19 protein-coding genes are annotated in these 17,047 nt (G+C 74.4%); 7 read left to right on the top strand and 12 right to left on the bottom strand.

Annotated elements, in window-relative coordinates; genetic code table 11:
• Positions 1-138: 138 nt before the first annotated feature.
• Positions 139-426, bottom strand: coding sequence for a hypothetical protein (locus ACF1AK_RS26335; protein ID WP_391501293.1), 288 nt, complete (start codon positions 424-426; stop codon positions 139-141).
• A 113-nt stretch (positions 427-539) separates the two neighbouring features.
• On the opposite strand from ACF1AK_RS26335, the gene ACF1AK_RS26330 reads away from it, so the two are divergent.
• Both ACF1AK_RS26330 and ACF1AK_RS26325 read left to right on the top strand, forming a co-directional pair.
• On the top strand, positions 540-764 hold the full coding sequence (locus ACF1AK_RS26330; protein ID WP_391501292.1) for a hypothetical protein: 225 nt from the start codon (positions 540-542) through the stop codon (positions 762-764).
• Positions 765-807: 43 nt separating this feature from the next.
• Positions 808-1,371, top strand: coding sequence for an AAA family ATPase (locus ACF1AK_RS26325; protein WP_391501291.1), 564 nt, complete (start codon positions 808-810; stop codon positions 1,369-1,371).
• Positions 1,372-1,456: 85 nt separating this feature from the next.
• On the opposite strand, the gene ACF1AK_RS26320 is transcribed toward ACF1AK_RS26325, so the two are convergent.
• On the bottom strand, positions 1,457-1,942 hold the full coding sequence (locus tag ACF1AK_RS26320; protein WP_391501290.1) for a GNAT family N-acetyltransferase: 486 nt from the start codon (positions 1,940-1,942) through the stop codon (positions 1,457-1,459).
• A gap of 159 nt (positions 1,943-2,101) precedes the next feature.
• On the opposite strand from ACF1AK_RS26320, the gene ACF1AK_RS26315 reads away from it, so the two are divergent.
• Entirely contained in the window at positions 2,102-2,764 is a 663-nt protein-coding gene (locus ACF1AK_RS26315; RefSeq protein ID WP_391501289.1) for a hydrolase, read from the top strand.
• A 100-nt stretch (positions 2,765-2,864) separates the two neighbouring features.
• Positions 2,865-3,701 (top strand): alpha/beta fold hydrolase, encoded by an 837-nt coding sequence (locus tag ACF1AK_RS26310; protein ID WP_391501288.1) that lies wholly within the window; start codon positions 2,865-2,867, stop codon positions 3,699-3,701.
• Positions 3,702-3,764: 63 nt separating this feature from the next.
• Here ACF1AK_RS26310 and ACF1AK_RS26305 read toward each other — a convergent pair whose 3' ends face one another.
• From ACF1AK_RS26305 to ACF1AK_RS26290, 4 genes are all read right to left on the bottom strand, one after another.
• The gene (locus ACF1AK_RS26305) at positions 3,765-4,490 is read right to left on the bottom strand and encodes an alpha/beta fold hydrolase (protein ID WP_391501287.1); all 726 of its coding nucleotides are present in this window, start codon (positions 4,488-4,490) and stop codon (positions 3,765-3,767) included.
• 153 nt (positions 4,491-4,643) lie between these two features.
• Positions 4,644-5,537, bottom strand: a complete 894-nt coding sequence (locus ACF1AK_RS26300; RefSeq protein WP_391501286.1) for a helix-turn-helix domain-containing protein — start codon at positions 5,535-5,537, stop codon at positions 4,644-4,646.
• A gap of 119 nt (positions 5,538-5,656) precedes the next feature.
• The gene (locus tag ACF1AK_RS26295) at positions 5,657-6,487 is read right to left on the bottom strand and encodes an alpha/beta fold hydrolase (RefSeq protein WP_391501285.1); all 831 of its coding nucleotides are present in this window, start codon (positions 6,485-6,487) and stop codon (positions 5,657-5,659) included.
• 312 nt (positions 6,488-6,799) lie between these two features.
• Positions 6,800-8,047: a PucR family transcriptional regulator gene (locus ACF1AK_RS26290; RefSeq protein ID WP_391501284.1), complete on the bottom strand. Its 1,248-nt coding sequence runs from the start codon at positions 8,045-8,047 to the stop codon at positions 6,800-6,802.
• A 361-nt stretch (positions 8,048-8,408) separates the two neighbouring features.
• Between ACF1AK_RS26290 and ACF1AK_RS26285 the strand changes: the two genes are divergently transcribed.
• The gene (locus ACF1AK_RS26285; RefSeq protein WP_391501283.1) at positions 8,409-8,876 is read left to right on the top strand and encodes an SsgA family sporulation/cell division regulator; all 468 of its coding nucleotides are present in this window, start codon (positions 8,409-8,411) and stop codon (positions 8,874-8,876) included.
• A gap of 17 nt (positions 8,877-8,893) precedes the next feature.
• On the opposite strand, the gene ACF1AK_RS26280 is transcribed toward ACF1AK_RS26285, so the two are convergent.
• The 4 genes from ACF1AK_RS26280 to ACF1AK_RS26265 are packed head-to-tail and all read right to left on the bottom strand — an operon-like array spanning position 8,894 to position 13,705.
• The gene (locus ACF1AK_RS26280; protein WP_391501282.1) at positions 8,894-9,445 is read right to left on the bottom strand and encodes a gluconokinase; all 552 of its coding nucleotides are present in this window, start codon (positions 9,443-9,445) and stop codon (positions 8,894-8,896) included.
• 10 nt (positions 9,446-9,455) lie between these two features.
• Positions 9,456-10,823: a glucose-6-phosphate dehydrogenase gene (locus ACF1AK_RS26275; RefSeq protein WP_391501281.1), complete on the bottom strand. Its 1,368-nt coding sequence runs from the start codon at positions 10,821-10,823 to the stop codon at positions 9,456-9,458.
• Complete coding sequence (locus ACF1AK_RS26270; RefSeq protein WP_391501280.1) at positions 10,820-12,649, bottom strand: glycoside hydrolase family 15 protein; 1,830 nt, start codon at positions 12,647-12,649, stop codon at positions 10,820-10,822. Before ACF1AK_RS26270 ends, ACF1AK_RS26275 begins: the two co-directional genes overlap by 4 nt.
• A gap of 48 nt (positions 12,650-12,697) precedes the next feature.
• Positions 12,698-13,705, bottom strand: coding sequence for an NAD(P)-dependent alcohol dehydrogenase (locus ACF1AK_RS26265; RefSeq protein ID WP_391501300.1), 1,008 nt, complete (start codon positions 13,703-13,705; stop codon positions 12,698-12,700).
• 370 nt (positions 13,706-14,075) lie between these two features.
• Between ACF1AK_RS26265 and ACF1AK_RS26260 the strand changes: the two genes are divergently transcribed.
• A complete protein-coding gene (locus ACF1AK_RS26260; RefSeq protein ID WP_391501279.1) occupies positions 14,076-15,125 on the top strand; it encodes a lactonase family protein in 1,050 nt (349 codons plus the stop codon).
• A 29-nt stretch (positions 15,126-15,154) separates the two neighbouring features.
• On the opposite strand, the gene ACF1AK_RS26255 is transcribed toward ACF1AK_RS26260, so the two are convergent.
• Positions 15,155-15,604, bottom strand: a complete 450-nt coding sequence (locus tag ACF1AK_RS26255) for a universal stress protein (protein WP_391501278.1) — start codon at positions 15,602-15,604, stop codon at positions 15,155-15,157.
• Between the two features lie 173 nt (positions 15,605-15,777).
• A complete protein-coding gene (locus ACF1AK_RS26250; protein ID WP_391501277.1) occupies positions 15,778-16,515 on the bottom strand; it encodes a hypothetical protein in 738 nt (245 codons plus the stop codon).
• Positions 16,516-16,582: 67 nt separating this feature from the next.
• Here ACF1AK_RS26250 and ACF1AK_RS26245 point away from each other — a divergent pair, with 67 nt between their 5' ends.
• Positions 16,583-16,873, top strand: a complete 291-nt coding sequence (locus ACF1AK_RS26245) for a hypothetical protein (protein ID WP_391501276.1) — start codon at positions 16,583-16,585, stop codon at positions 16,871-16,873.
• Positions 16,874-17,047: the final 174 nt, after the last annotated feature.

The following is a 17,047-nucleotide window of genomic DNA, read 5'->3' as shown; positions in this document are numbered from 1 at the left end:
CCCCAGGCCGGGGAGGCATTGGCATTTCCAGAGGATTGGCCGCTCCGGGACCGTCCGCGCCGATGCGTGTCCGGTGCTCCCTGTCGAGCGACTAGAGAACACTACCCCTGCCCCGGAGCGGGGGCAAGTCGTCGCTGGTCACAGCTCCCCCGACCCCGGCCGGCCGGTTCTGCGGTCGCGCCACAGCACGACCAGGACACCACCGACGCCCACGAACAGTGCGGCGGCGGCTCCGGCCACGGGGAGCAGCGGGCTCCCGCCGGAAGCCGGCAGCGCCTCCGCCGCCTCGGCCGGCGCCGAGACCTGCGCGATCCTCGGCGCATCCGGCACCGGTTCCGGGAGTGTGCCGCACCCGCCGAGGCCCACCGTCATCACCAGTACCGCGACCGCTCCGGCGCAGCCGGTCCGCATGCGTGTTCGTTCCACGGCCCCCACTCTCGTCGACACCGGGCACTCTCGCCCCGCCCGACCAAGCCTTCCCAGCACAGCGCAACCACCGGACCGTCCGCACGCGGATTGCCCGATATTCACTTGTGCGTGTGACCCGCACCCCTCACACAATCCCCACCCAGTTCGAGCCCTGCGCACAAACTCCCCTCGCCGAGGAACTCGACGACGCGGACGCGGAGCAGGCGGGTGTCGTGGACGACGGCGGTGCGGGCCAGGTGGAGCAGGTCGCGCCTGACGCGACGTCAACCACCGTCCGGCAAGCGGTGAGCACGGGGAACGATCGCGCAGCGGGTCCCGAACTGGCCGCCGGGTGAACGTCCATGGACCTTTCGGGGCGCTGCTGCGAGGCTGGCCGGCATGACGCGATCCGAACCTCGCCGGGGAGCCGCCCGCGCCGCGGCCACGTTCTTTCTGATGGTCGGCCTGCCGGGGGCCGGGAAGACCACGATGGCCCGGCAGCTCGCCGTGGAGCACGGTGCGCTGCGCCTGACGACCGACGACTGGATGATTCCCCTGTTCGACCAGGTGGAGGTGGACGGGAAGCGCGACGTGCTGGAAGGACGGATGCTCTGGCTCGCCCTGGAGGCGGTCAGGCTGGGCACCAGCGTCGTCGCGGACTACGGCTGCTGGTCACGGGACGAACGGTCCGCGATCCGCTGGCTGGTGGAGGCCGAGCAGGCGTGCTTCCGGCTGGTCTACCTGCCGGTGGACGACGAGACCCAACGCGCCCGGATCGCCCGTCGGTGGGCGACCACCCCCGGGGAAACGCTGCCTCTGTCGGAGGCCGACATCCTCTACGGGCGGGCGCACTTCGAGGAGCCCGACGCGGCGGAGCTGGCGGGTCTGGGGGCCGGTGACCCGCCGCCCGGCTGGGCCGGCTGGCGGGAGTGGGCCGCCCACCGGTGGCCGTCGTTCGCGTGACAGGAGGAGGTCCGAGCCGCGACCGGTGCCCGGGCCGCCCCCGGTGCGGGGGCGACCCGGTCGGCGCGCACGGCGCAGCGGTTCCTCAGAGGCGGCGGAACATGAGGTGCTGGCCGACGTAGCCGTGCTCGGGGTGGTCGAAGACCTCGGGGACGGTGCCGATGATCTCGAAGCCGAGGGAGGTCCAGAGGTGGACGGCGGGGGCGTTGGTCTCCACGACGGCGTTGAACTGGATGCCCCGGAAGCCCTGCGTGCGGTGCCAGTCGATCACGTACTCGCCGAGGGCGCGGCCGATGCCCCGGCCCTGGTGGGCGGGGTCGACCAGGAAGGACGCGGTGCCGATGTGGGAGCCGCGGCCGGGCTTGTTGGGGCCCATCTTGGCGGAGCCGACGATACGGCCGTCGAGCACCGCCACGACCGTGCGACCGGGGGGCTGCTCCATCCACCAGGGCCTGGCCTCGTCGAGGCTCTGGTGCTCGGGGAAGGCGTACGTCCTGCCCTCGGCCATGATCGCGGAGTAGAACGGGTGGATGCGGGGCCAGTCCTCGTCGGAGGCGATGCGGATCTCCATTCGGCACAGGGTATGCGCTGTGGGAACAAGGGCCGGACGCAGAGCGAGCAGAGCGGTGGAGCCACCCGCACTAGCTTCGTCCCCGTAAGCGCCCCGGGGAACCGGATGTGCGCCTGACGCAGCGTCAAATCCCTGTGCTGAGAAGGAAAGAGAAGACCCATGGTCGACATCGCTTCGGTCCACGCCGCCCCGAGCCCGGACCTGCTCACCCCCGAGAACTCGATGATGCTGTTCGTCGACCACCAGCCGCAGATGTTCTTCGGCACCGGCAGCGGCGACCGCACCGGCATCATCAACGCCACCGTCGGCCTGGCCAAGGCCGCGAAGGTCTTCAACGTGCCGACCGTGCTCTCCACCGTCGCCGCCGAGTCGTTCTCCGGCCCGATCCTCCCGCAGCTGAAGGAGGTCTTCCCCGGCCAGGAGATCATCGACCGCACCACGATGAACGCCTGGGAGGACGAGGCGCTGGTCGAGGCGGTCAAGGCGACCGGCCGCAAGAAGATCATCCTGTCGGGCCTGTGGACCGAGGTCTGCCTCGTCCTGCCGGCGCTCTCCGCGCTGGAGCAGGGCTACGAGGTGTACGTCGTCGCCGACGCCTCGGGCGGCGTCAGCCCGCTGGCCCACGAGCACGCCCTGCAGCGGATGACCGCCGCCGGTGCCGTGCCCGTCACCTGGATCCAGGTGCTGCTGGAGCTCCAGCGCGACTGGGCCCGCGGCGAGACCTACGTCCCGGTGACCGAGCTGGTCAAGGAGCACGGCGGCGCCTACGGCCTGGGCCTGGTCTACGCCCAGTCGATGATCGACCCGCACGCCGCCGGCTGACGGGCCGCACTCCCCGCCCCACCCCGGCCGGGCCCTGCCGCCCCCGGCGCGGCAGGGCCCGGCCGGTCTCCGACACCCCTGCACAGCAAAGGACTTCACCATGCCGTTCATCACCGTCGGCCAGGAGAACACCGCTCCGATCGAGCTCTACTACGAGGACCACGGCACCGGCCGGCCCGTCGTGCTGATCCACGGGTTCCCGCTCAACGGCGCCTCCTGGGAGCGCCAGAGCGCCGCGCTGCTCGACGCCGGCTACCGGGTCATCACCTACGACCGCCGCGGCTTCGGCCGCTCCTCGCAGCCGACCACCGGGTACGACTACGACACCTTCACCGCCGACCTGCACACCGTCCTGGAGACCCTGGACGTGCGGGACGCCGTGCTGGTCGGCTTCTCGATGGGCACCGGCGAGACCGCCCGCTACGTGGCCACGTACGGCACCGAGCGGATCTCCAAGGTCGCCTTCCTCGCCTCGCTGGAGCCCTGGCTGCTGAAGAACGAGGAGAACCCGGACGGCGCCGCCCCCAAGGAGTTCTTCGACGGCGTCGTGGCCGCCGTGAAGGCCGACCGGTTCGCCTTCTACACCGGCTTCTTCAACGACTTCTACAACCTGGACGAGAACCTCGGCACCCGGATCAGCGAGGAGGCGGTCCGCAACAGCTGGAACGTCGCGGCGAGCGGCGGCGCCTTCGCCGCCTCGGCCGCGCCGTCCACCTGGTACACCGACTTCCGCGCCGATGTCGCCCGCATCGACGTGCCGGCCCTGATCCTGCACGGCACCGGGGACCGCACCCTGCCGATCGAGAACACCGCCCGCCAGTTCCACAAGGCGCTGCCGGCCGCCGACTACGTGGAGATCGAGGGTGCGCCGCACGGCCTGCTCTGGACCCACGCCGAGGAGGTCAACGCCGCGCTGCTGGCCTTCCTGGCGAAGTAGCCGGTACCGCCGAACCGTCCGCGCCCGGCCCCCGTGCACCACGGGGGCCGGGCGCGGCGGCGTTCAACCGGCAACGGCGGACGGCCCGGCGGCGGCGTGGATGAACTCGGCGACCGCCGACGGCCGGGAGACGGCGACGGCGTGCGAGGCGTCGGGCAGTTCCAGGACGGTGGCGCCGGCGCGTTCGGCCGTGAAGCGCTGGACCGGCGGCGGCAGGGCGCGGTCGGCGCCGGTCACCAGGGCCCAGGCCGGCTTGGCGCGCCAGGCGGCCTCGGTCGGCACGTCGGTCAGCACCCGTGCGGCGACGGGCCGCTGCAGCGCGGCGAGGGCCCCCGCCAGCTCCGGATCGAGGTCGGCGGCGACGAGCGAGCCGAAGCAGTCCCCGGGCACCGAGAGCTCGGCCGCGTCGGCGCCGTCCGCGGCGTACGTGGTGCGGCGCATCCGGGAGGCCAGCGGCGAGGGGGCGAAGCGGCCCGCGAGCGCTTGGTAGCTCTCGCCCGCCTCCGGCAGGTAGGCGGCGACGTAGACCAGCGCGACGACGTTGGGGGCGGTCCCGGCCTCGGTGATCACGGCGCCGCCGTAGGCGTGGCCGACCAGCACCACGGGGCCGTCGATCCCGGCGAGCACCGAGCTCAGGTAGGCGGCGTCATGGGCGAGGCCGCGCAGCGGGTTGGCGACGGCGAGCACGGTCAGGCCGCGGCGCTGGAGTTCGGCGACGACGCCGAGCCAGGTGGTCGTGTCGGAACAGCCGTCGTGGACGAGCACGACGGTGGGTCTGGTGGAGGACATGGCGGAGCGGGCCTTTCGCGGGACGGCGGGGAGGCGGGACGGCGGGAGGCGGGGAGGCCGGACGGCCGCGGGCCCGGCCGGCGGGGTCCGCGCCGTGAACGGGCGGGCCCGGCCGGCCGGCGGGCTGGGGCGGGGAAGGGCGGGAAAAGGAGGTCAGGAGGCCTGCGGCCGGGCGTCGGCGTGCGCCGCGTAGGCCTGCCACTCGCGCGGCGAGACCCCGTAGGTCTCCCGGAAGGCGCGGCTGAAGTGGGAGTGGCTGACGAAGCCCCAGCGGTGGGCGACGGCGGCGACGCCGGTCTGCCGGCGCGAGGGCCGCTCCAGCTCCCGGCGGCAGGCGTCGAGGCGCCGTCGGCGCACCCACTGGCCGACGGTCGTGCCGTCCTGCTGGAAGAGCTTGTGCAGGTAGCGCACCGAGATGTGCTGCGAGCGGGCGATCGACTCGGGCGACAGCTCCGGGTCGGCGAGGTTCTCCTCGATGTGGCCGCGGATCCGCGCCAGGATCCCGGCCGTGGCACTCGGGCGGTCCGGGTCGGCCCGGTCGAGCAGTTCGGTCACCAGGACGGCGACGATGTCGGAGACGCTGCGCGCGAGGTGGTGGCCGGGCCGGGCGTGCTGGGAGCGGACCTCGGAGGCGAGGGTGCGCAGGAACTGGGAGGCGAGCGAGCCGATGCCCTCGTCCCCCCGGGCCAGCAGCCCGCCGGTGCGCCGGACGTCGCCGTGCCGGACGCCGAGGTAGAAGCAGGGAACGCGGAAGCGGACCATCCGGCACCCGGGCCCGGCCAGCAGGCCGGTCGGGTACGGGGTGGTGCCGATCAGCAGATCGCCGGGTTCCAGGGCGGTGCTCTCGCCGTCGCGGCGCAGCGAGGCCTCGCCCTGGAGGTGCAGGGCGACGTAGAGGCAGTCCTCCGGGTCGGCGCCGGGCGGCGGCGCGAGGACGTCGATGCAGCCCGCGCCGCCGTCGGGGGCGGCTTGGCCGAACCGGCCGTACTGGTCGGACGATGGGGGCTGGTGGTGCTGGTGATGCTGGTGGGGCGTGGTTTCTGGCATGGGTGAGGGACCCGACGGGATCACGGGAGGCTCCGACCGGTTGGTGTGGCGCTGTGGGCTCAGTGCGGATGGTGGGCGGGGAGCGGGAGGCCCTCGGGAAAGGGCGCAGGGCTCAGGGTTCAGGAGAGGAACGTGTCCACGACGGCGTTGAACGCGCCGGGGTTCTGCAGGAAGGGGAAGTGCGAGCTCGCCACGGACGCCGGGAAGACGTGCAGTTCGGCGCCTGGGATGCGCTCGGCGATGAAGGCCTGCGAGGCGGGGTCGACGTGGCTGCCCTCGCAGCCGAGCACCAGGGTGGGGACGTCGATGCGGGGCAGGACGTCGCGCCAGTCCTGGGCGCAGTGGTCGAAGAGCAGCGGGACGCCCGCGTACGCCGGGGTGGCGCGGATCTGCCCGGTCACGAAGGCCAGCAGCTCCGGATCGGTGTCGCCGCCGAACATCGAGCGCACGAAGTCCTCGCGGGCCTTCGCGCCGTCCGGACCGGCCAGCGCGGCGCACAGGTCCAGCAGTCCCGCGACGTCGAAGACGGCGCCGGACGCGCGCCGGTCCGCTTCGGTCGCCCAGGGCACCGCCGCCACGGCGGCCGGCTGGTCGACGACGACGAAGCGGCGGATGCGGCCGGTGCCGTACTGGTCGATGAAGCTCCACCACACGGAGGCGCCCATCGACCAGCCCAGCGCGTCGAAGCCGTCCAGGCCGAGGTGGTCGACCAGGCCGAGGACGTCGCGGGCCAGCCGCGCGACGCGGTAGCCGTGGCGGGGCTTCTCCGAGCGGCCGTGGCCCCGGAGGTCCACCGTGATGACGCGCCGGCCGAGGGCCGGCCCGTCGGCCTGGTGGCGGAACATCTCCTGCGTCTGGCTCCAGCCGTGCAGCATGACCAGCGGGACGCCGTCGCCGCCGCTGTCACGGTAGGCCAGGCGTACTCCGTCGTCGGTGGTCAGTTCCCGCATGGTGCTCGTCGCGTCCGTTCGTGTCGCAGGGTTCGTCAGGGGTGGGTGCCGGCGGGGGTGGGTGCCGGCGGGGATGGGTGCCGGCGGGGATGGGTGCCGGCGGGGGTCCGTCGAGGGCTCGCCGGAGTCCCGGCGCGGGTTCGGCGGAGGGATCGTCGCCGGTCGTGAGCGGCAGCTCGTGGGGACGATTCTCGCCAGCCGTGAGCCCCGTTGGCCACCGACCGGCGTAGGGATTGCCCGGCGGGGCTTCATCGCTCTGTAGCAACCCGGCGTCCTCGTTCTGTCGCACGAGGCCGCCGGCGGAGCCGCAGGTCAGGCCGGTCGCCCGGTGGGGACGCGGAGCAGGTCCCACAGGCGCAGCCCCAGGTGCAGGACCAGCCGGTGCCCGCCGTCGTCGAGGTCCAGGCCGGTGATCTCCTGGATCTGCCGCAGGCGGTAGTAGAGGGAGGTGCGGTGGAGCTCCAGGGCCTCCGCCGTCCTCGGCACCGAGCCGGCGTTCTCCAGGAAGCAGCGCAGGGTTTCCTCCAGGCGGGCGTTTCCGCCGCCGTCCAGCAGCCGGTGCAGCGGCCCGGGGACGAGGGAGTCGTTGAGCGCGGTGTCGGGCAGTTGGAGGAGCACGGCGTACTCGCCGAGCCGCTCCCAGTCCCCGATGCCGCCGAGCCGCGGCAGCCGGCGGGCGGCGCGCGCCGCCACCCGGGCCTGGTCGTGGGAGATCCAGGCGTCGGCGAGGTCGCCCTGGCGCCCGCCGACGCCCACCACCGTCGTCGCGCCCCGTTCCAGGAAGGTCTCCAGCGAGCGGACGATGCCCCGGGACTGCGGTTCCAGGTCCGCCCCGGCCGGCTCGCGCCCGAAGACCTGGACGAGGACGGCCCGGTCCTGCTCGACCGCGAGCAGGCCGTGGGCGGTGCGGGTCTGCCGGAACGGCTCCAGGGCGCCGCGCAGCGCCACCTCGACCTGGCCGGAGGGCCCGTGCAGTCCGGAGACGGACACGGTGGTGACCACCACGTGGGGGCCGGCGGGCAGCAGGCCGTCGTCCAGCAGCTGCCGGCGGGTCTCGCAGCGCTGCGCCGCGTCCGGGCCGACCAGCCGGTTCACCAGCTCGCGGGTCCGTTTCTCGTCGGCGTCGCAGGCCAGCCGCTCGGCGTACATCTCGACGGCCACGGCGCGGGCGACGCGGGCGATGGCCTCGGTCTCGGCCGCGCCGAGCTCGCCCTCCCCCGCCACGACGATGAGGAGGCCGAGCAGGTGGCCGCGTTCGCGGACCGGGACGCAGTAGCGCGGTCGCAGGCCCAGGTCGTCGCGGCCGTCCAGGTGGCCCGGCCTGGTCCACCGCGCCACGCCCCGGGAGAGCACGTAGCGGATGATCTCGTCGTCCGCGATGCCCTGGAGCAGGGTGCGCACCCGCACCCCGTCCTCGTCACCGAAGTGACGGCTGGTGCAGATCATCCGCACCAGCGGGTCGTCGAGGACGACGGAGCGTCCCAGTTCCTCGGCCAGGCCGTCGACCAGCGACTGCAGCGCCTCGCCGGCCGGCCGGGCGCGCTGGATCCACCTCTTCATGATCAGTTACCTCCCGGCCGCATTCATACAAGAGGCGGAACGAGATAGACAAACGTTCAACAAAGTGAGGAAGGGCCCGTCCGGCGCCCGGAAAAGGCGGTGACCAGCGGGCGGTGCGCCCGCGTTCCGTCCCGCCGCGGCGGGCGGACGGTGCGCGGATCGTCATGCCGCGGTGCACCGCCGGAACATCTCCCCCGACGCCGCCTCCTAACGTGGGCGGCGATCCGCCTCTCCCCTGTCCGTCGGCAGCTCCCAGGGCCCGGGGCGAGAGCAGCGCGCCGCCACCGGGCCTCCGGCGGACGGCCCTCTTCGCCCAGCAACCCCGACCCGGTCGCCCGGCGACCCCGACCCAGGAGAACCCATGTCCGCGCCCCACCCCCTCCCCAGCCCGCAGCCCTGCCCGGAGCCGGAGCCGGGGACCACCGGCACCGACGTCGTGCTCGACGCGCGCATCGTGCTCGGCGAGGGCCAGTCCCTCGGCATCCCCGTGCGCTTCGCCTACCGCGGCGACGACCCGTTCGCCGTCTCCCTCGCATTCCTCGGCGCCGCCGCCGAGGCGGGCACCTGGCAGTTCTCCCGCGACCTGCTCTGGGACGGCCTGCAGCGGCCCGTCGGCGCGGGCGACGTCCGGATCTGGCCGCCCTGCACCTGCCACGGCCGCACCTCGCTGCGGATCATGCTCCAGGGGCAGGACGGCTCCGTGCTGGTCGACCTGCCGGCCCGGCAGCTGCGGCGCTGGCTGCGCCGGGAGAGCTTCGCGCTGGTCCCCCGGGGCACCGAGGGGTCCCTGATCGACTGGGAGGCCGAGCTGGGCGGCCTGACCGGCTGACCGCGCCCGCCCCGGCCTCACCCGCCCGGGTCGCGCGGCAGCACCTCCAGCGCCGCGTCGGCGATCAGCTCCGGCGCCCGCCCGACGTCCAGGGTGGCGCCCCGCTCGTCCGGTTCCAGCGGTTCCAGGATGGCGAGCTGTGAGTCCAGCAGCGACCCCGGCATGAAGTGGCCCGAACGGCGGCCGATCCGCTCGGCCAGCAGGTCGTGCCCGGCCGTCAGGTGCAGGAAGAACGCGCCGGGGCAGGCCGCCCGCAGGACGTCCCGGTAGCGCCGCTTCAGCGCGGAGCAGGCGATCACCCCGCCGGTGCCCGCCTCGTCGCGCTCGTGCAGCCAGCGCCCGACCGTCTCCAGCCAGGGCCGGCGCACCGCGTCGTCCAGCGGGACGCCCGCCGCCATCCGGGCGATGTCGGCCGGGCGGTGGAAGTCGTCCGCGTCCGCGAAGGGGGCCTCCAGGCGCTCGGCGAGCAGCCGGGCCACCGTGGTCTTGCCGGTGCCGGAGACCCCGAGGACCACGACGCACGGGGCACGCCCCGCCCTGCCGGGCGGGGCCGGGGCGCCGGCCGCCATCGCGCCGCCCCTACGGCTGCCGGGGCGCCGGGCCGGCCGAGCCGGCCGGGTACTCCTCCAGCGGCACGAGGTCCCGCTCCCACGCGGAGAGCACCGGCTCCAGGACCCGCCACGCCTCCTCGGCCTCGTCGCCGCGGATGGACAGCGCCGGGTCGCCGTTCAGCACGTCCAGCAGCAGCCGGCCGTAGGCGGGCAGCTCCGCCGGGTCCATCCGGGCGGTCAGCGACAGCGGCGCCAGCTCGTGGGCCCGGGTGCCGATGCCGGTCAGGTCCAGGGCCAGCCCTTCCGGTTCGAGGGCGAAGCGCAGCACATTGGGCGCCGCCTCCCCGCCCTGGCCGAACGGCAGGTGCGGCACCGGACGGAAGCGCACCGCGACCTCCTTGCGGTCCTCCCCGAGCGCCTTGCCGCTGCGCAGCCGGAAGCGCGTCCCGGACCAGCGCCAGCTGTCCAGTTCGAGTTCCACCTCGGCGAAGGTCTCGGTGCGCCGCCCCGGATCGACGCCCTCCTCCTCGGCGTACGCGGGCACGGCGCGCTCGCCGATCGTCCCCGGCAGGTAGCGCGCCCGGCGGGTGCGGCGCAGCACGTCGTCCCCGGTCAGCGGCCGCACCGAGCGCAGCACGTCCACCTTGCGGTCGCGCAGGTCGCGCTCGCCGAGGGTGATCGGCGGTTCCATGGCGACCAGGCAGAGCAGTTGCAGCAGGTGGTTCTGGATCATGTCCTTGAGCGCGCCGACGGTGTCGTAGTAGCCGGCCCGGCCTTCCAGGGCGAGGGTCTCGTCCCAGACGATGTCGACCGCGGCGATGTGGGTGCTGTTCCAGATCGGCTCCAGCACCCGGTTGGCCAGCCGGCTGCCGAGCACGTTCTGGACGGTCGCCATGGCCAGGAAGTGGTCCACCCGGAACACCGCCCGCTCCGGGACCAGGTCCGCCAGCAACCGGTTCAGCTCCTGGGCGCTGGCGAGGTCCTCGCCGAAGGGCTTCTCCAGCACGATCCGGCTGCCGGGCGGCAGGCCGGCCCGGTGCAGGGCGGTGACCGCGGCGGGGAACACCGCCGGGGGCAGGGCCAGGTAGACGGCGACCGGCCCGTCCCCGGCGACCACTGCGGCGACGTCGTCGGGGCTGGTGACGTCGGCCCGCAGGTACCGCGCCGAGGCGGTGACCCACGCCGCGGCGTCGGCCGGGCAGTCCTCGCCGTGACGGTCCAGCCGGTCGGCGGCCCACTCCCGGTAGTACTCGGTGGACCAGTCCTCCCGGCTGGCACCGGTCAGCTCCAGCCGGTCGCCGAGGTGGCCGCCGGCCCGTAGCGCGGCCAGCGCCGGCAGCAGGAAGCGCGCGGTGAGGTCGCCCGTCGCGCCGAAGACCGCGAGCCGCTCGATCACCGCCGCACCCCCGCCCTGGCCCTCGCCAGGTTGACGCCGCTGGCGGTGATGCCGATGTGGCTGAACGCCTGGGGGAAGTTGCCCATGAACTCTCCTGTGGACGGGTCGATCTGCTCCGACATCAGCCCCAGCGGGCTGGCCCGGGAGCACAGCGAGTCGTACAGCTCCTCGGCCTCCTCCGTGCGGCCCTGGCCGATGAGGTTGTCGACCAGCCAGAAGCTGCACAGCACGAACGCGCCCTCGTCGCCGGCCAGGCCGTCGGGGGACTCCGCGTGCAGGTAGCGGTGGAGCAGCCCGCCGCCGGCGGACAGCCGCTCGGCGACGGCCGCGGTGGTCGCCACCATCCGCGGATGGTCGATCGGCACCACGTGGCGCAGCGGGAGCGCGAGCAGGCTGGCGTCCAGCACGCCGCCGCCGTCCAGGTGGGCGCTGAGGGTCTTGGCGGGCTCGTCCCAGGACTGCTCCAGGATGAGCCGGCTCAGGTGGTCCGCCGAGGCCCGCCAGCGGCCGGTCCTGATCGGCAGGCCGAGCCGCTCGCCGATCTGCGCGGCCCGGTCCAGGGCCACCTGGCAGAGCCCGGCCGAGTAGGTGAACACCCGTCCCTCGCTGCGCACTTCCCAGATGCCCTGGTCGGGCTCGCGCCAGGCCTGCTCGGCGGCGTCGGCGAGGGTGGCGAGGCCTGCCCACAGGGCGGGCTGGATCTCGCCGCCGGCCCGCAGCCACTGGTCGGCGCAGTCCAGGATCTCGCCGTAGACGTCGTGCTGGCGCTGGTCGGCCGCGCCGTTGCCCCAGCGCACCGGGGCGGAGCGCCGGTAGCCCTCCAGCTCGGCGTCCTCGGTCTCGTCCGGGACGGGGCCGCCGCGCAGGTCGTACATGATGCGGGGCCGGCCGCTGTCCTCGAAGGCGTCGAGCACCCAGCCGAGGAAGGCGTCGGCCTCGCCGCGGAAGCCGATGCGGCGCAGCGCGAAGACGGCGAACGCGGCGTCGCGGATCCAGGCGTAGCGGTAGTCCCAGTTGCGGATGCCGCCGATCGGGGCCGGCAGCGAGGAGGTGGGCGCGGCGACCAGCGAGCCGTTGGCCCAGTCGTCGCACAGCTTCAGGGTGACGGCGGCGCGTCTGACCAGGGCCTGCTGGGGGCCGTCGTAGTCGAAGTGGCGCATCCAGCGGCGCCAGGCGTCCGCGGTGCCCTTCAGCATGGCGTCGGTGTCGACCCGGTGGTGGCGGTGGAAGCGGCCCCAGGAGAGCACCAGGTCGAGCCGGTCGCCCCGGCGCAGGTCGTGGGTGCTGTGCAGGCCCTCCAGCGGGCGGTTGGAGCGCAGGTGCAGCCGCAGGCCCGGGCGGCGCAGCGGGCGCAGCTCCAGTCCGCTGAACAGCGCCCTGGTGCGCGCGCCGCCGCGCGGTTCCAGCTCCGCCCGCAGCCGGACGTGGCCGTCCAGCACGACGGCGGAGCGCACGAGTTCGGAGCGGTCGGCGGGGGCGTTGTCGGTGAGGTCGGCGCCGGAGCGCAGCGCCAGTGCGTCGGTGACGCGCACCAGGCCGGTGGTGCTGCGCAGTTCGGTGACCAGCACGCCGGTGTCGGGTTCGTAGCGCTGCCGGGCCTCGGTCAGGTCCTCGGGCGCCAGGGTGAAGTGGCCGCCCCGGGTGCGGTCCAGCAGCCCGCAGAACAGGGGTTCGGCGTCGAACCGGGGCAGGCAGAGCCACGGGATGGAGCCGTCCAGGCCGACCAGGGCGGCGGTCGTGCCGTCCCCGATGAGGCCGAGGTCCTCCAGCGGCAGGTAGCCCTGCCGCCGGCGGACCGGCCGGAACGGTGGATCGGGGTCGTGCATGCCGCCTCGCTTCCGCAGCGCCGGGGGGATGTCGTCCGCAGGGGGCGGCTAGAAGGCGATCAGCACCTTCACGACGTCCTCCAGCTTCTTGTCCGCGACCTCGAAGGCCCGTTCCATCTCGTCGAAGCCGAACTCGTGGGTCGTCATGTGGGTGGGGTCGAGGCGCTCGGTCTCCAGGATCCGCAGCAGCCGTTCCATCCGCAGCCTGCCGCCGGGGCAGAGCCCGGTGGCGATGGTCTTGTCGGCCATGCCGACGCCCCACTCCACGCGCGGGATGCTCACGAACTCGCCCTCGCCGAAGTAGCCGGTGTTGGAGATCGTGCCGCCGGGCCTGGTGATCCTCACGCAGGTCTGGAAGGTGATGTCCGCACCGAGCGCCTCGACGGCGGTGTCGACGCCCTGGCCGCCGGTCAGTTCGAGGACCCGCTCGACGACGTCCTCCTTGGTGAAGTCCACGATCTCGTCCGCGCCGTACAGCCGCGCGAGCCGCTGCCGGCTGGGCACCGACTCGACGCCGATGACCAGGCCGGCGCCGCGCAGCCGGGCACCCGCGGTCACCATCAGGCCGACCGGGCCCTGCGCCAGGACGGCGACGGTGCCGCCCATCGGAATGTTGCCGTGCTCGGCGCCCATGAAGCCGGTGGAGAGCATGTCGGCGCAGTAGACGGCCGCCTCGTCGGGGATGCCGTCGGGGATCCTCGCGAGGTTGGCGTCGGCCTCGTTCACGTGGAAGTACTCGGCGAAGACGCCGTCCTTCAGGTTGGCGAACTTGAAGCCGCCGAGCGGCCCGCCGGACTGCGAGGGGTAGCCGTTCTGCGAGGCCGGGTCGCCCCAGTCGGGAGTGATGGCGCCGGCCAGGACGCGGTCGCCGGGCCGGAAGTCCTTCACCTCGGCGCCGACGGCCTCCACCACGCCGACCGCCTCGTGCCCGAGGGTGAGGTCCTGACGGGGACCGATCCCGCCCTTGACGGTGTGGGTGTCGGACGTGCAGATCAGGGCCCGGGTGGTGCGCACGAGGGCGTCGCCCGGGCCGAGCCGCGGCACGGGTTTCTCCATGAACCCCACGCGCCCGATCTCCTTCATCACAAAGGCCTTCACTCCTGGTCCCTCCTGCTGTCGCACCGCCGCGGCGGGGGTGCGGTCGCGCATCGCCCTCCCCCGCCGGGCACGGTGCTCGGCCGGCCGCCCGGGCCCCTGCTCCCACCGTCGCCGCTCCCGTGCCGGAGCGCGACCCGGCCGCCGCGGCAGCGGTGCGTTCCGGTGAAATCCGCGGGCCGCCCGGCGCAGCCGCTCCCGCGCCGTCCGGCCCGCAGGGGCCGCCTGCTAGCGTCGGAGCGCTTGCGGCAGACGGCGGAGGCGGCCGGCGGACGCAGCCGGCGGACCACGGACGACGGAGGGTGCTGTGGAGGGTTCTGTGGAGGGTGCTGTGGCGGACACGGGCGCGGGGCGGGCCTTCATCGGGTCGTTCACCTCGGCGGGCGGACGCGGGATCGTCGTCGCGGAGGTGGACCCGGGCACCGGGGCACTGACCGAGGCCGGCGCCGTCGACGCCGCCCCCAACCCGTCCTACCTCGCACTCGGGCAGGCGGAGGGCCGGCCCGTGCTCTACGCCGTCTCGGAGACGCTGCCCGGGGCCGTCGCCGCCTACGACCTCACCGGCCCGCTCCCCCGCCCGCTCGGCGCACCCGTGGCGGTGCGCGGCGACGAGCCCACCCACCTCGCCCTCACCCGCGGCCACCTGCTGACCGCCAACTACGGCTCCGGCAGCGTCTCCGTGCTGCCGCTCGCCGCCGACGGCGCCCCGCAGGCCCCCAGCGACGTCCTGCCGAACGAGGGCAGCGGCCCGGACCCCGAGCGCCAACTCGCCCCGCACGCCCACCAGGTGCTGCCCGACCCGTCCGGCCGCTGGGTGCTGGGCGTCGACCTCGGCACCGACGCGGTGCGGATCTGCGCCCTGGACCCGGCCACGGGCGGGCTGACCCCGCACGGGCAGACCGCGCTGTCGCCCGGCACCGGCCCGCGGCACCTCGCCTTCCACCCCGCCGGGCGCCACGCGTACGTGCTCGGGGAGCTGCGCCCGACGGTGACCGTGTGCCGCTGGGACGCGACGGCCGGGGTGCTCGAACCGGTCGCCGAGGTCCCGTTGTTCCCCGAGGGCTCCGAGCTGCCCGCCTTCCCGTCGGCCCCGGTGGTCTCCCGCGACGGCCGCCACCTGTGGGTGGCCGTGCGCGGCACCGACACCATCGCCGTGCTCGCGCTCGACGCGGACGGCGAACGGGCGCGGGTGGTGACCTCGGTGCCGTGCGGGGGCGCGTGGCCGCGCGACCTCGTCCTCGACCCCTCCGGCACCCGCCTCTACGCGGCCAACGAGCGCTCGGGGGACGTCACCTGGTTCGACCTCGACGGCGAGAGCGGCCTGCCGCGCCGCGCGGGCTCGCTGCCGGTACCGGCGCCGTCCACCGTCCTCTTCGGCTGACGGCTCCGCCCGCCGTCAGCCGCCCGCCGTCAGCCGCGGTACACCAGGACCGGGCAGGTGGCGTGCCGGGTGCAGTGCTGGGCCACCGAGCCCAGCAGCATCCCGGAGAAGCCGCCGAGCCCCCGGCTGCCGACCACCAGCAGGGAAGCGCCCCGGGACGCCTCGATCAGCGCACCGGCCGGCGAGCCGTAGCGCGGCACGATCCGCACCTCCGCCGCCGGCTGCGGCCCGACCGCGTCCGCCACGGCCCGGGCGGCCTCCCGGCGCGCCTTGCCCTCCAGCTCCGCCTCGTCGGTGCTGCCCGGCGGGAACCAGCCGCGCGCGCCGTGGAACGTCGGGTACTCCCAGGCGATCACCGCCTCCACCACGGCGCCGGTGAGGTCCGCCTGCCGCACCGCCCAGCGGAGCGCCTGCTTCGAGGGCTCCGACCCGTCCACCCCGACCACGATGCGGCCGGTCTCCTCACGCTGCTCCGCCATGGCCTCTCCTCGGCTCGACACCCCCTCGCCCTCCACCCTCCCGCCGACCACCCCGCCCGCGCAGTCCGGAAGGGCCGGACGGGGGTGGGGCGGGCGCGGCCCGACGGGAACGGCGGGCGGCCCCGGGAACGGATGCGTTCCCGGGGCCGCCCGCCGTTCGCCGGCGGAATCCGTCAGCCGAGCCAGCCGAGCAGCGGCAGCGGGACGCCGAACGCTTCCAGGTCGGCGCGGTCCACCGCGTACGTCGGCACGCTCAGGCTGCTGTCCGGCAGCCAGTCGGCGCCGAATCCGGCCGGCCGGTACCAGTCAGTGCCGTAGTAGCCGTGAGGGTGGCCGGGCCCGTGACCGGGCGGCTCCTCGGGGCACGGCGGCAGACACCGGGCGAGCGCGGACGACGGCCCGGTGGTCACCGGCCGGCCGTCCGGACCGACGCCGGACGCGCTCACCGTGTTGGTGGTGTCCCCGGTGATCAGGCTGGAGCAGTAGACCATCACGGTCTGCCCCGGCGCCAGGGTGAACGTCCCGGCCGCCGTCTCGCAGGAGACCTCCTGCGGGTCGCTCAGCGTGATGCCGGTGATGTCCGTCGTCCCGGTGTTGGTCACCGTGATCCGCCAGTGTGCCACGCACTGGTCCGGGTAGCAGGGGTCCTCGGAGGCATCGCCCTTGTGCAGGGTCGCCTCCTTGCCCCACGGCCCGGAACCGCCCTGGCCGCAGTCGCGGTCCTTCTCGGGGAGACAGACCTCCTTGTTGATGGTCATCGACGGGGTACCCGGCGTCGTCACGTCGACGGTCGCCTCCGACGGCGGCGTCGTGACCGGGCCGCTCGGACCGGGGAACGTGGCCGTCACGGAGTTCACCGTGTGCTGGGTGACGTTCGCCAGGCTGCAGAACACCTGACGCGACGCACCCACCGCCAGATCGAACGTCCCCGCGGCCGCCACGCACGACGGCGACACACTGTCCGCCAACGTGATGCCCGTGACCGGCACCGTCCCCGTGTTCGTCACCGTGATCCGCCAGTACGCCGTCGTCCCGGACGGAACCGTGGTGGCCTTCGCCCACGGACCCGGACCACCCTCGGCACAGTCAGCCGCATTCGCCGAGGTGCAGACCTCCTTGTTGACACTCACCGACGGAGTCACCGGCGGCGTCACATCCACCGTCGCCTCCGACGGCGGCGTCGTGACCGGGCCGCTCGGACCAGGGAACGTGGCCGTCACGGAGTTCACCGTGTGCTGGGTGACGTTCGCCAGGCTGCAGAACACCTGACGCGACGCACCCACCGCCAGATCGAACGTCCCCGCAGCCGCCACGCACGACGGCGACACACTGTCCGCCAACGTGATCCCCGTGACCGGCACCGTCCCCGTGTTCGTCACCGTGATCCGCCAGTACGCCGTCGTCCCGGACGGAACCGTGGTGGCCTTCGCCCACGGACCCGGG

It is taken from the genome of Kitasatospora sp. NPDC015120, assembly GCF_043080305.1.
Classification (GTDB): Bacteria; Actinomycetota; Actinomycetes; order Streptomycetales; family Streptomycetaceae; genus Kitasatospora.
This window is presented reverse-complemented; position numbering and strand designations above follow the sequence as displayed.